Source organism: Streptomyces clavifer, from assembly GCF_036345975.1.
GTDB classification, from domain to species: domain Bacteria; phylum Actinomycetota; class Actinomycetes; order Streptomycetales; family Streptomycetaceae; genus Streptomyces; species Streptomyces clavifer.
The window spans coordinates 2115313-2135468 of sequence record NZ_CP107793.1 but is presented as its reverse complement, the minus strand read 5'-3'; the positions used below and the strand labels follow the sequence as shown (position 1 = coordinate 2135468).

Here is a 20156-nt window from a genome sequence, read left to right as displayed (position 1 = left end):
CTGCGACACTTTGTTCCGGACGTATACATAGTCCGGACCGGCAATGAAGCCGACGCTCCCACACCCTTCCGCCACCCGGCCCGACAAGCCGGGCCGCGCGCCTGCCCGAAAGGTCTCTTCCATGCCCCTGGCCCTGCTCGCCCTCGCTGTGAGCGCCTTCGGCATCGGCACCACCGAGTTCGTGATGATGGGCCTGCTGCCCAACGTCGCGGACGATCTGGGAACGTCCGTGCCGACCGCCGGCTACCTCGTCTCCGCGTACGCCATCGGCGTCGTCCTCGGCGCCCCGCTGCTCACCACCCTCGGCTCGCGGGTACCGCGCAAGCGGATGCTCCTGCTGCTGATGGCCCTCTTCACCGTCGGCAACCTCGCCTCGGCCTTCGCCCCCGACTTCGGCTGGCTGCTGGCCGGCCGCTTCCTGGCCGGGCTGCCGCACGGGGCGTTCTTCGGGGTGGGCGCCGTCGTCGCCGCCCGGCTCGTCCCGGACGGCCGGCAGGCCCGCGCCGTCGCGACCATGTTCCTCGGGCTGACCGTCGCCAACATCGTCGGCGTACCGGCGGCCACCCTGCTCGGCCAGCACCTCGGCTGGCGCGCCACGTTCGTCGTCGTCGCGGTGATCGGGCTCGTCGCCATGGCCGCGCTCGCCCGGCTCGTACCGCAGATGCCCACCGAGGCGCACCAGAACGTGCGCCGCGAGATGCGGGCGCTCGGCAACCGGCAGGTACTGCTCGGACTGCTCACCGCGGTCCTCGGCTTCGCGGGTGTCTTCGCCGTCTATTCGTACCTCTCGGCGATGACGACCGAGGCGATGGGCTTCGGCGAGTCCTCGGTGACGCTCGTCCTGGCCCTGTTCGGCATCGGGATGACCCTGGGTGCGCTGGCGGCCGGACCGCTGACGGACCGGGCGCTGCGCCCCACCCTCTACGGGTCGCTGGCCGCGCTGGCCGTCGTCCTGGTGGTCTTCCCGTTCACCGTGCACGTGCAGTGGGCGGCGCTGGTGATGGTGGTGCTGCTCGGCGGCATCGGCTTCATGACCACCACGCCGCTGCAGATGCTGGTGATGAACAAGGCCAAGGACGCCCCCACCCTGGCGTCCGCGTCCAACCACTCGGCCTTCAACCTCGCCAACGCGGGCGGTGCCTGGCTCGGCGGCGTGGCCATCGCGGCGGGCTGGGGCTGGACGTCGCCGGCCCTGGTCGGCGCGGTCCTGGCCGTCGCCGGTCTCGCGGTCGCGGTCACGGCGGGCGTGCTGGACCGGACCCCGGGGACCTCCCGGGTGGTGGCGAGTGCCGCCGGGGTGCGCGACAAGGAGAAGGCCGGGGTGCGCTGACCGCGCATCCCGACCCCAGGAGGCGTACGCCGGACGGTTCCGGCGTACGCCTTTCGTGTCAGCAGTCCTGACGCGGCGGGCGCAGGCCCGCGCGCGTCAGACCGACTCGCGCCACCGGTTCGTGATCGGCAGACGCCGGTCCTTCCCGAAGCCCTTCGGCGAGATCTTCGTGCCCGGCGGGTACTGCCGCCGCTTGTACTCCGCCGTGTCCACCATCCGTAGCGTCTTCGCCACCAACTCCGGGTCGAAGCCGGCCGCGACGATCGCGTCGAGACCCTGGTCCCGGTCGACGTACATCTCCAGGATCCGGTCCAGCACGTCGTAGTCCGGCAGCGAGTCCGTGTCCACCTGGTCCGGGCGCAGCTCGGCGCTCGGCGGCTTGGTGAGGGAGGACTCCGGGATCGGCGGGGTCTGCCCGCGCTCCTCCGCGGCGCGGTTGCGCCACTTCGCGAGGCGGAACACCGACGTCTTGTACACGTCCTTGATCGGCCCGTACGCGCCGACGGAGTCCCCGTACAGCGTGGAATAGCCCACCGCCAGCTCGGACTTGTTGCCCGGCGCGAGGACGATCTGGCCCTCCTGGTTCGAGACGGCCATCAGCATCGTGCCGCGCAGCCGTGACTGGAGGTTCTCCTCGGCAAGACCGGTGAGCCCCAGCGACCCCATGTACGCGTCGAACATCGGCTCGATCGGCACGGTGCGGAAGTTCAGCCCGGTGCGCCGGGCCAGCTCGGCCGCGTCTCCCTTGGAGTGGTCCGAGGAGTACTTCGACGGCATCGAGATGCCGTACACGTTCGCGGCGCCGAGGGCGTCGCACGCGATGGCCGCGACCAGCGCCGAGTCGATGCCGCCCGAGAGCCCGATCAGCACACTGCTGAAACCGTTCTTCGCGGTGTACGCCCGCAGGCCGACGACCAGCGCCGAGTACAGCTCCTCGTCGTCCTCCAGCCGCTCCGCATAGCCGCCGGCCAGCTCCGGCTCGTACGCCGGAAGGGGCTCTCCGGAGATCACCACGTGGTCGATGCGCAGCCCGTCGTTCACGACCCCGGAGGGGGCCACGGCCGCGGCGGCCGGCAGATCCAGGTCCAGGATCACGCTGCCCTCGGCGAACTGCGGTGCGCGGGCGATCACTTCGCCGTCCTTGTCGACGACGATCGAGTCACCGTCGAAGACCAGCTCGTCCTGACCGCCGATCATCGCCAGATACGCGGTCGTGCAACCGGCCTCCCGGGCACGCCTGCGGACCAGCTCGAGCCGGGTGTCGTCCTTGTCCCGCTCGTACGGCGACGCGTTGATCGACAGCAGCAGCCCGGCCCCGGCGGCCCTGGCTGCCGGGACCCGGCCGCCGTCCTGCCAGAGGTCCTCGCAGATGGCGAGCGCCACGTCGATGCCGTGCACCCGCACGACGGGCATCGAGTCTCCGGGCACGAAGTACCGGAACTCGTCGAACACGCCGTAGTTGGGCAGGTGGTGCTTGGCGAAGTTCAGCGCGACCCGCCCGCGGTGCAGGACCGCCGCGGCGTTGCGCGGGGACCCCGCGGGCTGCCCGTAGCGCACCGCGGCGTGCTCGGAGCGGTCCAGGTAGCCGAGGACGACCGGCAGTTCGCCGAAGCCCTCGTCGACGAGGCGGACCGCGAGCGCGCGCAGCGCCGCCCGGGAGGCCTCGACGAACGACGACCGCAGGGCCAGGTCCTCGACCGGGTATCCGGTCAGCACCATCTCGGGGAAGGCCACCAGATGAGCGCCCTGCTCGGCGGCGTGCCGCGTCCAGTGGACGACGGACTCGGAGTTGGCGGCGATGTCACCGACGGTCGAGTCGATCTGATTCAGTGCGAGACGTAGTTGAGGCACGCGGCCCAGTGTAATCGTCTTTCTGACGCGATGTCCTGGCGGGCCTGCCGGGAAACGGATTCCGGCAGGCTTGCGGGGGGTCCGGGGAGCTCACCGCGTGCGGGCCCACGACCCCGCATCCCGACGACCCGGCATCCCGCGACCCCGGCGGCCCACGGCCCGGTGCCCCTCGCGCGCACACGGGACACCGGGCCCGGGACTGCCTCACGGCGGCGGGACGGGAGCGACCTGGTGGCACACCGGGGAGGCGCGACCGCCCCGGGCCGCGGTCGGGGTCAGGAGCGGGAGTAGACCTTCTCCGCCCAGCCGGCGACCTGCTCGTCCGAGAGGTGGAGCGCCAGGTCCGCCTCGCTGATCATGCCGATGAGCTTCTTGTTCTCGACCACGGGGAGCCGACGGATCCGGTGGCTCTGCATCTCCTCCAGCACCGCGTCGACATCGGCGGTCGCGTCGATCCAGCGCGGCGTTCCGTCGCAGAGCTCGCCCGCCGTGACCTTCGAGGGGTCGCGCCCCGACGCCACGCACTTGATCACGATGTCGCGGTCGGTGATGATGCCGACCATCCTGTCCTGCTCACCGTTGGCGGAGACGGGCAGTGCCCCCACTTTGTGGTCCCGCATCATCTGCGCGGCGCGGTCCAGCGTTTCGTGGGCCGGGATCCAGTGGGCCCCGGTGTGCATGATGTCCTTGGCGGTCGTCATGGGGATTCCTCCTGCGTGCCGGTGGGCACTGCCGTACGGCCCCGAGCGCAACCATCGTCCTCGGGATCGCCGGGGCACGCGACCGCTGTCACCCGTTCGGGTGCACCCACCCCGGCGCCGGAAGCTTCAGGACCGGGGTGCCGCGCCCCGCGCCGCGAGCATGTCCGCCATCAGGTCCAGCTCGGACCGCTGCCCCTCGACCATGCCCCGGGCGAGCCGCTTCTCCACCCCGACCGTGCACCGCTCGACGCAACCGCGCGCCATCGGGATACCGCCCTTGTGGTGGTCGGTCATCAGCTGCAGGAAGAGGATCTCGGCCCGTTCCCCTTCGGCCCTGCCGAGCCGGGCGAGCTCCGTCCTGGTGGCCATGCCCGGCATCAGGGCCCCGTCATGGGCCGCGAAACCGGCCCCGCCGTGCGCGGTCCCGCCGGTCCCGTGCGAGCCGCCCGCGTCGTGCGAGCCGTGTGCGTCGTGCGGGCCGCCCGCGTCGTGCGAGTCGTGGCCGCCGGACATCCAGGCCATCGGTCCCTGGTCGTCGGGTGCGGTCTTCGGCAGCTCCCACAGGTCCAGCCAGCCGAGCAGCATGCCCCGCTGGTTGGCCTGCGTGTTGGCGATGTCGTACGCCAGCCGCCGTACGTCCTCGTCCCGTGTGCGGTCCCGGACGAGGAAGGACATCTCCACGGCCTGCTGGTGGTGGACGGCCATGTCCCGGGCGAAGCCCGCGTCCGCCGACTCCGCCGACGGCGTACGGGGAGCGGCGGCCGCTCCCTCGTCCCGCGCCGAGGCGATCGTCGCCGCCCCCGCGAACAGCACTGCGAGCGCCACGGCGGAACCCGCCACCCACCGCGTACGCCGGGTGCCTGACGCGCTCACCCGTCGATCCCGCCGGTGCAGGGCGCGCCCGGCTCGGGTGTCTGCGCGCCCTGGACGTACTTCGCGAAGAACTGGGCCACCCGGCGGTCGTCGGCACCGTCCACCGTGACCTGCTTGCCCCAGGCGGTCAGCATGATCGCTCCGTCCTGGCCGGCGTAGGGACTCATCAGCGAGTACGGGGTGCTCCCGACCCGCGACGCGAGCTTGCGCACGTCGCCGTCGGCCGCCTCGTCGTTGTACGTGACCCACACCGCCCCGTGCTCCAGCGAGTGCACCGCGTTGACGTTCCGGACGGCCTTTTCGTATACGACGCCGTCGCAGTTCAGCCAGGCCTGGGCGTGGTCCCCGCCGACCGGCGGCTCCATGGGGTACGCCACGTCGGTGGCGACGTGATTGCGGGTCAGCTTCGCCGCGTCCCACGACTTCTCGCCCGCGACGGGCTCGGCCGACAGGCCCCGCTTCCCCTGCTCGGTCGGTTCCGCCTGCTTGGCGTCCTGCGTCCCGGAGTCCGTACCCGAGTCCTTCGAAGCGGTCTCCTCCAGCACCGTGTAGGAGCCGAAAGCGAGCAGACCTGCGACCACGACGGCACCCAGGCCTATGGCGACGACACGATTGCGGCGGCTCCGCGCACGGTCGGCACTGCGCGTCGGGTCGACGGTGGTCCGGTGGTCGAAGCTCATGTCGTCGGGTCCTTCTGCCAAGAAGTAGGGAGGGACGGAACGGGTCGGGAAACGGGTGGGCGCGGGGCCGCGGGCCCGCCGCTGCACCCCTTGCACACCCAGGGCGCCGATCGTAGTGGGTGGCCGAGTGCTTTCTCTCACACCGAGTGCGTAATCTGGGTGAAATCCCGGGTCGTGATACTGGAGTGTCTCCCCTACCCCCGGCGGTGGTGCACGGACCGTCTGAACTGCAAGGATGTGGCTATGGACAAGCAGCAGGAATTCGTCCTCAGGACGCTTGAGGAGCGCGACATCCGCTTCGTACGGCTGTGGTTCACCGATGTTCTCGGTTACCTCAAGTCCGTCGCCGTGGCCCCGGCGGAGCTCGAACAGGCCTTTGACGAGGGCATCGGCTTCGACGGCTCGGCCATCGAGGGCTTCGCCCGCGTATACGAATCGGACATGATCGCCAAGCCGGACCCCGGCACGTTCCAGATCCTGCCGTGGCGCGCGGAGGCCCCGGGGACGGCCCGGATGTTCTGCGACATCCTGATGCCGGACGGCTCGCCGTCCTTCGCCGACCCGCGCTACGTGCTGAAGCGCATCCTCGCCAAGACCTCCGACCTGGGCTTCACCTTCTACACCCACCCGGAGATCGAGTTCTTCCTGCTGAAGAACAAGCCGGTCGACGGCACCCGCCCCACCCCGGCGGACAGTTCCGGCTACTTCGACCACACGCCGCAGAACGTCGGCATGGACTTCCGCCGCCAGGCGATCACCATGCTCGAATCGATGGGCATCTCGGTCGAGTTCAGCCACCACGAGGGCGCCCCGGGCCAGCAGGAGATCGACCTGCGGTACGCGGACGCGCTCTCCACCGCCGACAACATCATGACCTTCCGCCTGGTCATGAAGCAGGTCGCGCTGGAGCAGGGCGTCCAGGCGACCTTCATGCCGAAGCCGTTCTCGGAGTACCCGGGCTCCGGTATGCACACCCACCTCTCCCTGTTCGAGGGCGACCGCAACGCGTTCTACGAGTCCGGCGCCGAGTACCAGCTCTCCAAGGTCGGCCGCTCGTTCATCGCGGGCCTCCTGAAGCACGCGGCGGAGATCTCGGCCGTGACGAACCAGTGGGTCAACTCGTACAAGCGCATCTGGGGCGGTTCCTCCCGCTCCGCGGGTGCCGGCGGCGAGGCCCCCTCGTACATCTGCTGGGGGCACAACAACCGCTCCGCGCTGATCCGCGTCCCGATGTACAAGCCCGGCAAGACCGGCTCCGCCCGGGTCGAGGTCCGCTCCATCGACTCCGGCGCCAACCCCTACCTGACGTACGCGGTGCTGCTCGCCGCGGGCCTCAAGGGCATCGAGGAGGGCTACGAACTCCCGGCCGGTGCCGACGACGACGTCTGGGCGCTCTCCGACGCCGAGCGCCGCGCGATGGGCATCGAGCCGCTGCCGCAGAATCTGGGCGAGGCCATCGCGCTGATGGAGAAGAGCGAGCTGGTGGCGGAGACGCTCGGCGAGCACGTCTTCGACTTCTTCCTCCGCAACAAGAAGCAGGAGTGGGAGGAGTACCGCAGCGAGGTCACGGCCTTCGAGCTGAAGGCGCTGCTGCCGGTGCTGTAGGCGCAGGTCCCGTACACATGAACGGCTTCGGGCCGACGGGCACACACCGTCGGCCCGAAGCCGTTTCTCCGCGCGGCCGGTGAGGGGCTGCTCGCGGGACCCCCTGCCCGGCGGTCGTCCGGCGGAGGCGGGACGGAGGTCCGGCGGGGCTCCGGCGCCGGTCCGGTGGTCACGTACCGCGGAGGAACACGCGGACGCGCGCCGCCGCCCTCAGACGAAGCCGCGGCCCATCTCGTCGAGGATCTCGTCGATCACCGCGCCCGGACCCCGCGCCTCGTCCTCCTCGATCCACAGCCGCATCGCGATCCGCAGCGACGACAGGAACGCCGCGGCCAGGACCAGGGGGCGTACGTCCTCCGCGGCCGGCCCCCGGCGGGAGGCCACCGCCTCGGCCAGGTCCCGTTCCAGAGCGGCGTGGTTGGCGAGCTGGCGGGCGAGCAGTGAGGGATGGCGCATGGCCAGCCGGGTCCGGACGGCCCACTCGCGCTCCGGTGGTGCCATGCGCTGCGAGAACTCGGCCACCGCCGCGCGGAGCGCCGGCCAGGCGTCCTCCTCGGCGGGACGGTTGCGGACCTCCTGGACCAAGGCCCGGATGTGCTCCTCCTCGCCGTACAGGAGCGCGTCCTCCTTGTTGGTGAAGTAGTTGGAGAACGTCCTGCGGGAGATGCCGGCCGCGTCGGCGACCGCCTCCACCGTCACGCGATCGAAGCCGTGCTCGACGGTCAGGCGCAGTGTCGCCTCGTGCACGGCCTGCCGGGTGGCTTCCTTCTTGCGCTCCCGCAGTCCCACAGAGCTGTCCATGACGCCATTATCTACACCTTCAGTATTTTTGCACATTGTGCAATATTGCCCAATGTGCATGTAGGGTGAAGCCTTCCCATTCCTGCCCGAACCTCCGGAGGTTGCGCGTGAGCGCACAAACGGCTGCGCCCACCGACGCCGCGCCCATGGACCACCGCCATGTGATGCGGGCCCTGAGCGGTCTGCTCATCGTGCTGTTCGTGGCGATGATCAGCAGCACGGTGGTCTCCGTCGCCCTCCCGCAGATCATCGGTTCCCTCAACGGCACCCAGTCGCAGTACACCTGGGTCGTCACCGCGATGCTGCTGGCCTCCACGGCCTCCACCCCGATCTGGGGGAAGCTCGCCGACCTGTTCAGCAAGAAGCTGCTGCTGCAGATATCCATCGGCATCTTCGTCGTCGCGTCCGTCGCCTGCGGATTCGCCCAGTCCACCGAGCAGTTGATCGCCTTCCGTGCGGTCCAGGGCCTCGGTATGGGCGCGCTCCAGGTCCTCGTCCAGGTGATCATCGCCGCGATGATCAGCCCCAAGGAGCGGGGCCGCTACAACGGTTACCTCGGCGGCGTCATGGCCGTCGCCACCGTCGGCGGACCGCTGCTCGGCGGGTTCATCACCGACACGTCGTGGCTCGGCTGGCGCTGGTGCTTCTTCATCGCCGTACCGTTCACCCTCGTCGCGTTCGTCATGCTCACCCGCACCCTGCACCTCGCCGAGGTGCGCCGCCCCGACGTCAAGGTCGACTACCTCGGTGCCGCACTGATCGCCGCCGGCGTCAGCCTGCTGCTCCTCTGGGTCACCTTCGTCGGCAACGACTTCGGATGGCTCTCCTGGCAGACCGTCGTCATGGTCGGCGCGAGCGTCGCGATCCTGGGCGCGGCCGTCGCGGTGGAGGCCCGCGTCAAGGAGCCCGTCGTCCCGCTCCACGTCGTGCGCCGCCGCGACCCCGCCCTGGCCATCGTCGCGAGCCTCGCGGTCGGCATGGCGATGTTCGGCGGAGCGGTCTTCCTCGGCCAGTACTTCCAGATCGGCCGCGGCTACTCACCCACCGAAGCCGGGCTGCTCACGATCCCGCTCATGGCCGGTGTGCTCGTCTCGTCGACCGTCGCGGGCCGGCTGGTCTCCAGGACCGGCAAGGTCAAGCCGTACATCATCGCGGGCGTCGTCGTCCTCACCCTCGGCTTCCTGGGACTGTCCACGATCGACCACGAGACCTCGCTGGTCATCGTGTCCCTGGGGATGCTCGCCGTCGGCATCGGGGTCGGCATGTCGATGCAGAACCTGGTGCTCGTCCTCCAGAACACCGTCCCGCTCAGCGAACTCGGCGCGGCCAGCGGTGCGATCACCTTCTTCCGGTCCCTCGGAGGCACGATCGGCGTCTCCGTCCTGGGCGCGGTGCTCGCCAACCAGGTCGCCACGAAGATCGCCGACGGGCTGGCGAAGGCGGGCATCGACCCCGGGGCCCCGGCGTCGAGCGGCTCCACGCTCAACGTGGCGGCGATGCCCCCGCAGATCCAGGAGATCGTGCGCGCGGCGTACGGCGACGCCACCGGGCACATCTTCCTGATCTCGGCCGGCATCGCGGTCGTCGGTGTGATCGCGAGCCTCTTCCTGACCTCGACGAAGCTGCGCGACAGCGTGGACCTGTAGACGCACCACCGCACACACCCGTGCCCAGGCACCCGTGCCCCCGCACCCGTCACGGTGCGGGGGCACAGGCCGTCCCGGCACCCATCCGCACGACGGGCGGGGCGGGTTCGGGCCGGAGCGGCCCGTGCGGACGCGCACCGGCGCGATGAGCACGGGCGGTACGCGGGGCGGCCCGCCCCGTTCCGGTAGTGTGACCCGTCCCGAGACCGGGACCGACCCAGGAGGTGAGACCCATTACCGCTGTCGCAGGTCGGGTGCTCATCCCTCGCCGCCGCGTGCCGGACACGGCATAGGCGACCGCGGAGCGCCCATCGGATTTCCCCGAAAGGCTTCTCCGCATGCCGGAATTCCTGTCACCGCTCACCCCTTCCTCGATCGTCACCACCCTGCGTGCCGCCGGCTGCGTCTTCGCCGAGGACGAGGCCGCGCTCCTTCTCTCCACCGCCTCGGATCCGGCGGAACTCGCCGCCATGGTCGAACGCCGCACCGGTGGTCTGCCCCTCGAACACGTCCTGGGCTGGGCCGAGTTCTGCGGGCTGCGGGTCGTCGTGGACCCGGGGGTCTTCGTGCCCCGTCGTCGTACCGAGTTCCTCGTCCGGCAGGCTGCCGCCCCGGGCTCCGGTGAGGCCGTCGTCGTCGACCTCTGCTGCGGTTCCGGGGCGCTCGGCGCCGCGCTGGCGGCGGTGCTGCCGCGCGTCGAACTGCACGCCACCGACGTCGACCCCGCGGCCGTGCGCTGCGCGCGGCGCAACGTGGGGAGCCTGGGGCAGGTCTACGAGGGCGACCTCTTCGAGCCGCTGCCCGGCTCGCTGCGCGGACGCGTCGACGTCCTGCTGGCCAACGTGCCCTACGTGCCCACGGACGACGTCGACCTGCTGCCCGCGGAGGCGCGCGTCCACGAGCCGCGCGTAGCGCTCGACGGGGGCGGCGACGGGCTCGACGTCCTGCGGCGGGTGGTGGCCGCGGCACCGGAGTGGCTGGCCCCGGGCGGACGGCTGCTGGTCGAGACGAGCGAGCGGCAGGCGGCGCGCGCCGCGCGGACGGTCGGCGACAGCGGACTGGTCGCCCGCGTCGTCGTCTCCGAGGAGCTGTACGCCACCGTCGTGATCGGCACCCGCCCCCGGTAGCCACCGCCCGCCCGCGCGCCCGCGGTCAGGCGAACAGCCAGCGCGTCTGGCCGAACGGGTCGCCCTTGGCGAAGCCGAAAGCCGTGCGGGGGGTCACCGCGAAGACCTCCGCACGGCCACCGGCACCGTTGGAGAACATGCCGTCCGTGACACCGAAGTGCCAGTCGGAGCCGTACTTCGCCTCCCATGCCTCGGCCAGCGCGATCAGCCGCTCCTCGTCCGTCACCCGCGCCGCCCTCCCCTCGACCACCACGTCGAAGCCCTCCCCGAGGGCGTTGGCGCCGGTGGTCAGGACGACCTCCGGATTGACGGCCAGATTCCGCGCCTTGCGTTCCGAGGGGCCGGTGCAGAAGTGCAGCGCGCCGTCCGACCACACCCCGATCAGCGGAGTGACGTGCGGGCGGCCGTCCGGCCGGACCGTGGAGAGCCAGTACAGCTCGGCGTCGGTGAGGAGCACGACCGCCTCCCGCCACGGACGTGCGGCGGCCCCCTCACTGCTGTAGCGGGTGTCCAGCTCCGTCTCGGGGGCGGTGCCCGGAGCGGCAGCGGTGTTCTCGCCCTTGTCGTCGTCCGGCATGGCGAACCTCCTGGAAGCGTCGGGTGTGATCGGTCCGGTCATCGTGTCCACGAAGTACGGACTCCGCCTCCGCGCCCAATTCATCGGTGCACGGCTAGGCTCGGAGGGCGGGCAAGTGTGGTCGGCTGGGGCAGGAGAACACGGAATGACGACGGTGCCGGGACGCAGGAGCAGTACGTTCACCCGACTGCTGAGGCACGGCTTCACCGATCCGTCCGCCGCCGAACGGCTGCTCGACCTTCCCGAGCTCGCCTCCGTACGGTCCGATCCGGTCCTCTTCGACGCCCTCGGTGCCACCTCGGACCCCGACCTCGCCCTGCACAGCCTCGTCCGGCTCGTCGAGGCGGAGGCGACCGACGAGCGGCAGATCCTGCTGGACACGCTCGTCACCGCCAAGCCGCTCCGGGACCGGCTCCTCGGCGTCCTCGGCGCCTCGGAGGCCCTCGGGGACCACCTGGCGCGCCACCCGCGCGACTGGCAGGCGCTCGTCACCTACGAGGCCACCGATCTGCACCCCGGGGTCGCGGAATTCGAGCACATGCTCGCCGATGCCGTCGACCCGGACTCGCTGCGCGTCGCGTACCGCAGGTCCCTGCTGTCCATAGCGGCCCGGGACGTGTGCGGCACGACGGACCTCGTGCAGGTGGCCGCCGAGCTGGCCGACCTGGCGACGGCCACACTGCGGGCCGCCCTCGCCATCGCCCGTACCGCCGCGCCCGCCGACGCCGCCCAGTGCCGGCTCGCGGTCATCGCGATGGGCAAATGCGGTGGGCACGAACTGAACTACGTCTCCGACGTCGACGTCATCTTCGTGGCGGAGCCCGTCGACGGGGCGGAGGGGACGGCCATGCAGGCCGCCACCCGGCTCGCCGCCCACATGATGCGGATCTGCTCCGACACCACCGTCGAGGGCACCATCTGGCCGGTCGACGCCAACCTGCGCCCCGAGGGCCGCAACGGGCCGCTGGTGCGGACCCTGTCCTCGCACCTCGCGTACTACCAGCGCTGGGCCAAGACCTGGGAGTTCCAGGCGCTGCTGAAGGCCCGGCCGGTCGCCGGGGACCCCGAGCTCGGCGCGGAGTACGTCGAGGCCGTCTCGCCCCTGGTGTGGCAGGCCGCCGACCGGGAGAACTTCGTCGGCGACGTCCAGCAGATGCGCCGCCGCGTCGTCGACAACATCCCCGTCGACCGCGTCGACCGCGAACTCAAGCTCGGACCCGGCGGGCTGCGGGACGTCGAATTCGCCGTACAGCTGCTCCAGCTCGTCCACGGGCGCGGCGACAGCACCCTGCGCTCCGGATCCACCCTGACGGCCTTGGCGGCGCTCGCCGACGGCGGGTACGTCGGGCGGACGGACGCGGCGCAGCTGGACGACGCCTACCGCTTCCTGCGCTCCATGGAGCACCGCATCCAGCTCTACCGGCTGCGCCGCACCCACCTGGTTCCCGAGGACGAGGCCGACCTGCGGCGCCTCGGCCGTTCCCTGGGACTGCGTACGGACCCGGTCGCCGAGCTCAACAAGGCGTGGCGGCGGCACGCCTCCGTGGTGCGGCGGCTGCACGAGAAGCTCTTCTACCGGCCCCTGCTCGACGCCGTCGCCCAGCTCGCGCCCGGCGAGAGGCGGCTCAGTGCGAAGGCGGCCGTCGTCCGGCTGGAGGCCCTCGGGTACGCCGATCCGGCGGCCGCACTGCGGCATCTGGAGGCACTGTCGTCGGGGGTGTCCCGCAAGGCGGCCATCCAGCGCACCCTGCTGCCGGTGCTGCTCGGCTGGTTCGCGGACTCCGCCGATCCGGACGCCGGGCTCCTCGGCTTCCGGCAGGTGTCCGACGCACTCGGCAAGACCCCCTGGTACCTGCGGCTGCTGCGGGACGAGGGGGCTGCGGCGGAGAACCTCGCCCGGGTCCTCTCGGCCGGCCGGCTCGCCCCCGACCTGCTCATGCGTGCGCCGGAGGCCGTCGCCATACTCGGCGCCCCGGAAGGGCTGAAGCCGCGTACCCGGGAGAACCTGGACCAGGAGGTGCTGGCCGCGGTCGGCCGGGCGCAGGGCGCCGAGGCGGCCGTCGCGGTGGCGCGCGGGGTGCGGCGGCGGGAGCTGTTCCGCACGACGGCGGCCGACCTCATCGGCTCGTACGGCACCGAGGAGAGCCCGGCGGAGCAGGATCCGGGCGCGCTCGTCGACCGGGTCGGCTCCGCGGTCACCGACCTGAACGCCGCCACACTCTCGGGGGCCCTGCGCGCAGCGGTCCGCGAGCAGTGGGGCGACACCCTGCCGACCCGCTTCGCGGTCATCGGCATGGGCCGCTTCGGCGGTCACGAGCTGAGCTACGGCTCCGACGCGGACCTCCTGTTCGTGCACGCGCCGCGCGAGGGCGTGAGCGACGAGGAGGCCGCCCGGGCCGCGAACACCGTCATCACGGAGATGCGCAGACTGCTGCAGCTGCCGACGGCCGACCCGCCGCTGCTGATCGACGCCGACCTGCGCCCGGAGGGCAAGAGCGGTCCGCTGGTGCGCACCCTGAAGTCGTACGAGGCCTACTACCGGCGCTGGGCACTCGTCTGGGAGAGCCAGGCGCTGCTGCGCGCGGAGCCGATGGCGGGGGACGAGGACCTGGGGCGCGCGTTCGTCGACCTCATCGATCCGCTCCGCTACCCGGCCGGGGGGCTGGGGGAGGACGCGGTCCGCGAGATCCGCCGGCTCAAGGCGCGCATGGAGTCCGAACGGATGCCGCGGGGCGCCGACCCGACGCTCCACACCAAGCTGGGACGGGGCGGTCTGAGCGACGTCGAGTGGACCGTGCAGCTGATGCAGATGCAGCACGGCTCGGCCGAGCCCGGCCTGCGCACGACCCGCACGCGCGCGGCGCTGGCCGCGGCCTGTGCGGCCGGGCTGATCCCCGCGGAGGAGGCGCAGACCCTGGACGAGGCGTGGGTGCTGGCCGCCCGGGTGCGGAACGCCGTGATGCTGGTACGGGGACGGCCGAGCGACACGTTCCCCTCCAACCCGCGGGAGCTGACCGCGGTCGGGCGCTACCTCGGGTACGAGCCGGGGCACGCGGGGGACATGCTGGAGGACTACCGGCGGATCACCCGGCGGGCGCGGGCGGTGGTGGAGGAGCGGTTCTACGGGGCGGCCGGCTGAGGAACCGGCGACCGCGGCCCGTCCGTGCCGCGCTCCCTGGGCGCCGGACGGGCCGAGGGGTGTCCCCGGGTGAGGGGGCCGCATCGAGCCGCCCCGGGGGAGGTCAGGCGGAGCCCGGCGGGACCGGGCGGGCCGGGGCCGGATCCGCCGGAGACGCGGCACGGGCCGCGGCCGAGGACACGGGCACCGCCGCGCGCCTTCCCCGGAACGGGAAGCGCGGACGCCCGCGGCCCCCCGTCGGACGCACCCGCTTCGGCAGCCGGTGCGGCAGCGACCCGTACCAGGCGTACGAGACCGCGTAGCCGAACATCAGGCACGCCATCCCGCCCACCGCGTCCAGCCAGAAGTGGTTCGCCGTCGCCACGATCACGACGAGCGTGGCCGTCGGGTACAGCAGCCCCAGGATCCGCGCCCACGGTGCGCTCGCCAGCGCGAAGACGGTCAGACCGCACCACAGCGACCAGCCGATGTGCATCGACGGCATCGCCGCGTACTGGTTCGACATGTGCTTGAAGTTGCCCGAGGCCATCGAACCCCAGGTCTGGTGCACCATCACCGTGTCTATGAAGCCGCCGCCGTTCATCAGGCGGGGCGGGGCCAGCGGGAACAGGTAGTAGCCGAGCAGGGCCACGGCCGTGGTGGCGAAGAGGATCAGACGGCTGGCCGCATAGCGGCCCGGGTGACGGCGGAACAGCCAGATCAGCACACCGATGGTGACCACGAAGTGCAGCGTCGCGTAGTAGTAGTTCATCGACACGATCAGCCATGTCACCGAATTGACGGCCTGGTTGAAGGTCTCCTCGAAGGCGAGTCCCACCGCGTGTTCGAGCGACCAGATCCAGTCGGCGTTGCGCAGGGCCGCGGCCTTCTGCTCGGGCACCGCGTTGCGGACGAGCGAGTACAGCCAGTAGCTCAGCGCGATCAGCAGGATCTCGAACCAGAGACGGGGGTGGCGCGGAGAGCGCAGCGAGCGCAGTCGGCCGTGCCCGACGGTCCGTGTGGACCCGGTGGCCGTCTGTTCGTCCGTGACGGATGACGGGGTGGCCGCAGTGCGGTCTTCCAGTGTGGTCACGTGCGATTCACCCATAGGCGCAGAGTCTGCCAGATACGTCCCCCTCCGCCCGATCATCCTCCGGTCGGGTTCCGGTCGCACATCGTCCCTCTCAGAGAGGAGGACGGGGTCCTGCGGAGGGACCAGGTCCCGAGGCCGTTGAACCGCGGACGACCAGCTCGGGCATGAACACGAACTCGCTGTGCGGCGCGGGCGTGCCGCCGATCTCCTCCAGCAGCGTGCGCACCGACGCCTGACCCATGGCGGTCACCGGCTGCCGGATGGTGGTCAGCGGCGGATCGGTGAACGCTATGAGGGGAGAGTCGTCGTAACCGACCACCGAGAGGTCGCGCGGAACCTGCAGCGACAGCCGGCGGGCCGCCCGGATCGCACCGAGCGCCATCATGTCGCTCGCGCAGACCACCGCCGTGCAGCCGCGCTCCATCAGCGCCGACGCGGCGGCCTGGCCGCCCTCCAGTGTGTACAGGGAGTGCTGGATCAGCTCCTCCACCGCCTCGGCGGTCAGGCCCAGCTGCTCCTGCATCGTGGCGTGGAAGCCCTCGATCTTGCGGAGCACCGGCACGAAGCGCTTGGGGCCGACCGCCAGACCGATGCGCTGATGTCCCAGCGCCACCAGGTGCGTCACCGCGAGCCGCATCGCGGCCCGGTCGTCGGGCGAGATGAACGGGGCCTGCACCTTGGGGGAGAAACCGTTCACCAGGACGAAGGGGACGCCCTGCGCCCGCAGCTGCTCGTAGCGCTGCATGTCGGCCGAGGTGTCGGCGTGCAGACCGGACACGAAGATGATGCCCGAGACCCCGCGGTCCACGAGCATCTCGGTGAGCTCGTCCTCGGTGGAGCCGCCGGGAGTCTGGGTCGCCAGCACCGGTGTGTAGCCCTGCCGGGTCAGCGCCTGTCCGATCACCTGGGCCAGCGCGGGGAAGATCGGGTTCTCGAGCTCGGGGGTGATCAGACCGACCAGGCCGGCGCTGCGCCGGCGCAGCCGCACCGGACGCTCGTAACCGAGGACGTCGAGTGCCGCGAGGACGGATTCACGGGTGGTCGCTGCTACACCGGGCTTGCCGTTCAAGACGCGGCTGACCGTCGCTTCGCTGACCCCCGCCTGAGTTGCGATATCGGCAAGCCGTGCGGTCATGGAAGTGGACTGTACCGGGCGCGTGTCGGATTGCCCACCGTGCGCGGTATTCGGGCAGACCGACCCGGCGGCAGCGGTCCGACGGCCTCCTCCCGGCAACATCTTGCAAGACCTTGCGGCCCCGGTCCGTCGGCTGCGGTCGGATCGTCATACCGCCGACTGACCGGGCCTGGCCTGGTGTGGACAGGTGCGGGGCGGTTCCGTCAAGAGGCTTGACGGCAACCTTGAGGACACGCCAATGTAACGATCGCCGGGGCTTGCAGAAATCTTCCGCAAAGTCTTTCGGTCGTCTTTCATCCTTGTTACGTTCACGTCGACCCGGCGCCGCGACGGAGCGGTACGGCAGTTGAAGGAGTTCAGATGCGACGTGGCATAACGGCCACCGCCCTGGTCGCGGCCCTGGCGCTCGCGGCGACCGCCTGCGGCAGTGACGACGAGACCGGCGGAAGCAAGAGCTCGGGCGAGCTCTCCGGCACGGTGACGTGGTGGGACACCTCGAACGTCGGCAGCGAGGACAAGGTCTTCAAGAAGATCGCCGAGGGCTTCGAGAAGAAGCACCCGAAGGTCGACGTCAAGTACGTCAGCGTCCCCTTCGGCGAGGCGCAGAACAAGTTCAAGAACGCCGCGCAGGCCGGCTCCGGTGCCCCGGACGTCATCCGCTCCGAGGTCGCCTGGACCCCCGACTTCGCGAACCTCGGCTACCTCGCGCCGCTGGACGGCACCAGCGCGCTGAAGGACGAGAAGGACTTCCTCGCGCAGGCCGCCGCGTCGACCAAGTACGACGGCAAGACCTACGCGGTTCCGCAGGTCATCGACTCCATGGGCGTCTTCTACAACAAGAAGATCTTCAAGGAGGCCGGCGTCGAGCCGCCCGCGACCATCGCGGACCTGAAGGCCGTCTCCAAGAAGATCAAGGACAAGACCGGCAAGACCGGTCTCTACCTGCGCGGCGACGACCCGTACTACTTCCTCTCCTTCCTCTACGGCGAGGGCGGCGACCTGGTCAACGCCAAGGACAAGGCCGTCACCGTGGACAGCCCCGAGGGCGTCAAGGCGTTCAAGGTCGTCAAGGACCTGGTCGACTCCGGCACGGCGAAGACGGACGCCACGGACGGCTGGGAGAACATGATGCAGTCGTTCAAGAACGGCGACGTCGCGATGATGATCAACGGTCCGTGGGCCGTCGGCGACACGCTGACCGGCAAGGAGTTCACCGACAAGGCGAACCTGGGCATCTCCACGGTGCCGGCCGGCTCGGCCGCGCAGGGCGCCCCGCAGGGCGGCCACAACCTCGCCGTCTACGCGGGCTCCAAGAACCTGGACGCCTCGTACGCCTTCGTCGAGTACATGACCTCGGTGGAGAGCCAGGCGCAGACCGCCGGTGAGCTGAACCTGCTCCCGACCCGCACCTCGGTCTACTCCAAGCAGGAGGCCGCGGACAGCGAGATCGTGCAGTTCTTCAAGCCGGTCGTCGAGACCGCCGTCGAGCGCCCCTGGATCCCCGAGGCGGGCAGCCTCTTCGCCCCGCTCGGCACCGAGTACACCAAGGTCCTCACCGGCCAGACCACGCCCGAGAAGGGCGCCAAGGCGACCGGCGACTCCTACCGCAAGCTCCTCGAGGGCTGGAAGTAACCCAGGAAGGCAGGCCGGCTGATGGCTGTCCACACCAGCCAGTCGGTGGCGAAGGCCGCGGGCGACGATGTCGCCCGCGGCCGGAGCCGCGGTACTGGCAACCCCCCGCCGCCGCCGAGCAGGCTCCGGCGGGCTCTCTCGGTCCACTGGTACGCCTGGACCATGGTCGCCCCGGTCGTGATCGTGATCGGCGTGATCATCGGCTATCCGCTGTTCCGCGGCCTCTGGCTGTCGCTGACCAACGCGGACGAGCGCAACGTCGCCCGGTCGATCGGCGTCAACGAGATCCCCGCCACCTACGAGTTCGTGGGTGTGGACAACTACGTCGACGCACTGACGGGCGGCCAGTTCCTCAGTACGCTCGGCTGGACGCTGGTGTGGACGGTCTCCTGCGTGGGCGTCACCTTCTGCCTCGGCATGGCCCTCGCCAACATCCTCAACCGCAAGATCGCCGGACGCTCCGCCTACCGCATGGCCCTGATCCTGCCCTGGGCCATCCCCGGCTTCGTCTCGGTGTTCGCCTGGCGCTTCCTCTACAACGAGGACCGCGGGCTGCTGAACAAGCTCCTCACCGGGAGCGGCTTCGACGGCATACCCTGGCTGAACGACCCGACCTGGGCCAAGTTCTCCGTCATCGCGGTCAACGTCTGGCTCGGCGTGCCGTTCATCATGGTCGCCCTCCTCGGCGGGCTCCAGTCGATCCCCTCGGAGCAGTACGAGGCCGCCGAGATGGACGGCGCCACCGCCTGGCAGCGGTTCCGCCACGTCACGCTCCCCGGACTGCGCCCGGTGTCCACCACGGTGATCCTGCTCTCCACCATCTGGACCTTCAACATGTTCCCGGTGATCTTCCTGCTGACGCGCGGCGGACCCGGTGAGGCCACCCAGATCCTGGTCACCCAGGCGTACAAATTCTCCTTCGAGATCAGCCCGCGCGACTTCGCGCAGTCCTCCACCTGGGGCGTGCTGATCCTCGTCCTCCTGATGCTCTTCGCCGTGGTCTACCGGCGAGTGCTCCGCACGCAGGGAGACAACTGGTGACCACCTTGACGGAAACCAACGCCCGGCACGCCGTCCGCAAGCCCCGGCTGCGCGGCGACCGCTCCCCGGCCGCCTCGGTGGTCCTGCACCTCACGCTGATCGTCGCGTCCGTGATCGCGGTCTTCCCGGTGCTGTGGGTGCTGCTGACCTCGCTGAAGCCCGCGAAGTTCGCCACGACGACGGACTTCTTCAAGGAAACGACCTTCGAGAACTACTCGAACCTGATCAAGGACACCGAGTTCCTGACCTGGTTCGGCAACTCCGTGGTCATCGCGGGCCTCACCACCGTCCTCGGTGTCTTCGTCTCCGCCACCACCGGTTACGCCGTCAGCCGCTTCCGGTTCCCCGGCAAGCGCGGACTGATGTGGACGCTGCTGATCACCCAGATGTTCCCGGTCGCCGTCCTCATCGTGCCGATCTACAACATCATGGCGAGCATGGGCCTGCTGAACCAGCCGGCCGGTCTCGTCATCACCTACCTCACCATCTCGGTGCCGTTCTGCGCCTGGATGATGAAGGGCTTCTTCGACACGATCCCGCGTGAGATCGACGAGTCGGGACAGGTCGACGGCCTCACCCCGTTCGGCACGTTCTGGCGCCTCATCCTGCCGCTGGCCAAGCCCGGCCTCGCCGTCACCGCCTTCTACTCCTTCATCACCGCCTGGGGCGAGGTGGCGTACGCCTCCGCCTTCATGGTCGGTGACGAGAACCTCACCCTGGCCGGCGGACTGCAGAAGTTCGTCAACCAGTACGGCGCCCAGTGGGGCCCGATGACCGCGGCGTCCGTGCTCATCGCGATCCCGGCCGCACTGGTCTTCCTCTTCGCGCAGAAGCACCTGGTCACCGGCATGTCCGCCGGAGCCGTCAAGGGCTGACCGCGCGCTCGAACCCGTACGACCGCACCCCGTCACGGCGGCGCCGGATCCCCGACCAGGTCCCGGCGCCG

Annotated in this window: 16 protein-coding genes; 8 read left to right on the top strand and 8 right to left on the bottom strand. The window is 70.7% G+C overall.

Annotated features, from left to right (window positions below):
* The first annotated feature begins 121 nt into the window (after positions 1-121).
* On the top strand, positions 122-1330 hold the full coding sequence (locus OG927_RS09115; protein WP_056784541.1) for an MFS transporter: 1209 nt from the start codon (positions 122-124) through the stop codon (positions 1328-1330).
* A gap of 96 nt (positions 1331-1426) precedes the next feature.
* On the opposite strand, the gene OG927_RS09110 is transcribed toward OG927_RS09115, so the two are convergent.
* From OG927_RS09110 to OG927_RS09095, 4 genes are all read right to left on the bottom strand, one after another.
* Positions 1427-3181: an NAD+ synthase gene (locus tag OG927_RS09110; RefSeq protein ID WP_319100013.1), complete on the bottom strand. Its 1755-nt coding sequence runs from the start codon at positions 3179-3181 to the stop codon at positions 1427-1429.
* A 275-nt stretch (positions 3182-3456) separates the two neighbouring features.
* On the bottom strand, positions 3457-3882 hold the full coding sequence (locus OG927_RS09105) for a CBS domain-containing protein (RefSeq protein WP_056784536.1): 426 nt from the start codon (positions 3880-3882) through the stop codon (positions 3457-3459).
* A 126-nt stretch (positions 3883-4008) separates the two neighbouring features.
* A complete protein-coding gene (locus tag OG927_RS09100) occupies positions 4009-4755 on the bottom strand; it encodes a DUF305 domain-containing protein (RefSeq protein ID WP_319100009.1) in 747 nt (248 codons plus the stop codon).
* Positions 4752-5435, bottom strand: coding sequence for a DUF3105 domain-containing protein (locus tag OG927_RS09095; protein ID WP_319100008.1), 684 nt, complete (start codon positions 5433-5435; stop codon positions 4752-4754). The genes OG927_RS09100 and OG927_RS09095 overlap by 4 nt, the downstream gene beginning before the upstream one ends.
* A 243-nt stretch (positions 5436-5678) precedes the next feature.
* Here OG927_RS09095 and glnA point away from each other — a divergent pair, with 243 nt between their 5' ends.
* Positions 5679-7040 (top strand): type I glutamate--ammonia ligase, encoded by a 1362-nt coding sequence (gene glnA / locus OG927_RS09090; RefSeq protein WP_057573648.1) that lies wholly within the window; start codon positions 5679-5681, stop codon positions 7038-7040.
* A gap of 210 nt (positions 7041-7250) precedes the next feature.
* Here glnA and OG927_RS09085 read toward each other — a convergent pair whose 3' ends face one another.
* On the bottom strand, positions 7251-7841 hold the full coding sequence (locus OG927_RS09085) for an acyl-CoA-like ligand-binding transcription factor (protein WP_056784523.1): 591 nt from the start codon (positions 7839-7841) through the stop codon (positions 7251-7253).
* Positions 7842-7987: 146 nt separating this feature from the next.
* On the opposite strand from OG927_RS09085, the gene OG927_RS09080 reads away from it, so the two are divergent.
* Complete coding sequence (locus OG927_RS09080) at positions 7988-9487, top strand: MDR family MFS transporter (protein WP_206431855.1); 1500 nt, start codon at positions 7988-7990, stop codon at positions 9485-9487.
* A 338-nt stretch (positions 9488-9825) separates the two neighbouring features.
* On the top strand, positions 9826-10614 hold the full coding sequence (locus tag OG927_RS09075) for a putative protein N(5)-glutamine methyltransferase (RefSeq protein WP_124282570.1): 789 nt from the start codon (positions 9826-9828) through the stop codon (positions 10612-10614).
* A 25-nt stretch (positions 10615-10639) separates the two neighbouring features.
* Here OG927_RS09075 and OG927_RS09070 read toward each other — a convergent pair whose 3' ends face one another.
* Positions 10640-11191: a pyridoxamine 5'-phosphate oxidase family protein gene (locus OG927_RS09070; protein WP_124282571.1), complete on the bottom strand. Its 552-nt coding sequence runs from the start codon at positions 11189-11191 to the stop codon at positions 10640-10642.
* A 145-nt stretch (positions 11192-11336) separates the two neighbouring features.
* On the opposite strand from OG927_RS09070, the gene OG927_RS09065 reads away from it, so the two are divergent.
* Complete coding sequence (locus OG927_RS09065; protein WP_124282572.1) at positions 11337-14330, top strand: bifunctional [glutamine synthetase] adenylyltransferase/[glutamine synthetase]-adenylyl-L-tyrosine phosphorylase; 2994 nt, start codon at positions 11337-11339, stop codon at positions 14328-14330.
* Positions 14331-14433: 103 nt separating this feature from the next.
* Here the strand turns inward: OG927_RS09065 and OG927_RS09060 are convergent, their stop codons facing one another.
* Together OG927_RS09060 and OG927_RS09055 are read right to left on the bottom strand one after the other, a co-directional pair.
* The gene (locus OG927_RS09060) at positions 14434-15417 is read right to left on the bottom strand and encodes a phosphatase PAP2 family protein (protein ID WP_056784510.1); all 984 of its coding nucleotides are present in this window, start codon (positions 15415-15417) and stop codon (positions 14434-14436) included.
* A 76-nt stretch (positions 15418-15493) separates the two neighbouring features.
* Entirely contained in the window at positions 15494-16537 is a 1044-nt protein-coding gene (locus OG927_RS09055; protein WP_056784507.1) for a LacI family DNA-binding transcriptional regulator, read from the bottom strand.
* A gap of 360 nt (positions 16538-16897) precedes the next feature.
* On the opposite strand from OG927_RS09055, the gene OG927_RS09050 reads away from it, so the two are divergent.
* From OG927_RS09050 to OG927_RS09040, 3 genes are read left to right on the top strand one after another with little or no spacing between them, the layout of a single operon-like run.
* Positions 16898-18169: an extracellular solute-binding protein gene (locus tag OG927_RS09050; RefSeq protein ID WP_056784505.1), complete on the top strand. Its 1272-nt coding sequence runs from the start codon at positions 16898-16900 to the stop codon at positions 18167-18169.
* A 21-nt stretch (positions 18170-18190) separates the two neighbouring features.
* On the top strand, positions 18191-19210 hold the full coding sequence (locus tag OG927_RS09045) for a carbohydrate ABC transporter permease (RefSeq protein WP_330319955.1): 1020 nt from the start codon (positions 18191-18193) through the stop codon (positions 19208-19210).
* Positions 19207-20085, top strand: coding sequence for a sugar ABC transporter permease (locus OG927_RS09040; protein WP_056784499.1), 879 nt, complete (start codon positions 19207-19209; stop codon positions 20083-20085). Before OG927_RS09045 ends, OG927_RS09040 begins: the two co-directional genes overlap by 4 nt.
* Positions 20086-20156 lie beyond the last annotated feature (71 nt).

Excerpts from the sequence above, each read along its gene's own strand:
- OG927_RS09075 (WP_124282570.1), top strand. The coding sequence starts at position 9,826 with ATGCCGGAATTCCTGTCACCGCTCACCCCTTCCTCGATCGTCACCACC.
- OG927_RS09050 (WP_056784505.1), top strand. The coding sequence starts at position 16,898 with ATGCGACGTGGCATAACGGCCACCGCCCTGGTCGCGGCCCTGGCGCTC.
- OG927_RS09070 (WP_124282571.1), bottom strand. The coding sequence starts at position 11,191 with ATGCCGGACGACGACAAGGGCGAGAACACCGCTGCCGCTCCGGGCACC.
- OG927_RS09095 (WP_319100008.1), bottom strand. The coding sequence starts at position 5,435 with ATGAGCTTCGACCACCGGACCACCGTCGACCCGACGCGCAGTGCCGAC.
- OG927_RS09055 (WP_056784507.1), bottom strand. The coding sequence starts at position 16,537 with ATGACCGCACGGCTTGCCGATATCGCAACTCAGGCGGGGGTCAGCGAA.
- OG927_RS09105 (WP_056784536.1), bottom strand. The coding sequence starts at position 3,882 with ATGACGACCGCCAAGGACATCATGCACACCGGGGCCCACTGGATCCCG.
- glnA (WP_057573648.1), top strand. The coding sequence starts at position 5,679 with ATGGACAAGCAGCAGGAATTCGTCCTCAGGACGCTTGAGGAGCGCGAC.
- OG927_RS09065 (WP_124282572.1), top strand. The coding sequence starts at position 11,337 with ATGACGACGGTGCCGGGACGCAGGAGCAGTACGTTCACCCGACTGCTG.
- OG927_RS09115 (WP_056784541.1), top strand. The coding sequence starts at position 122 with ATGCCCCTGGCCCTGCTCGCCCTCGCTGTGAGCGCCTTCGGCATCGGC.
- OG927_RS09085 (WP_056784523.1), bottom strand. The coding sequence starts at position 7,841 with ATGGACAGCTCTGTGGGACTGCGGGAGCGCAAGAAGGAAGCCACCCGG.
- OG927_RS09080 (WP_206431855.1), top strand. The coding sequence starts at position 7,988 with ATGGACCACCGCCATGTGATGCGGGCCCTGAGCGGTCTGCTCATCGTG.
- OG927_RS09045 (WP_330319955.1), top strand. The coding sequence starts at position 18,191 with ATGGCTGTCCACACCAGCCAGTCGGTGGCGAAGGCCGCGGGCGACGAT.
- OG927_RS09060 (WP_056784510.1), bottom strand. The coding sequence starts at position 15,417 with ATGGGTGAATCGCACGTGACCACACTGGAAGACCGCACTGCGGCCACC.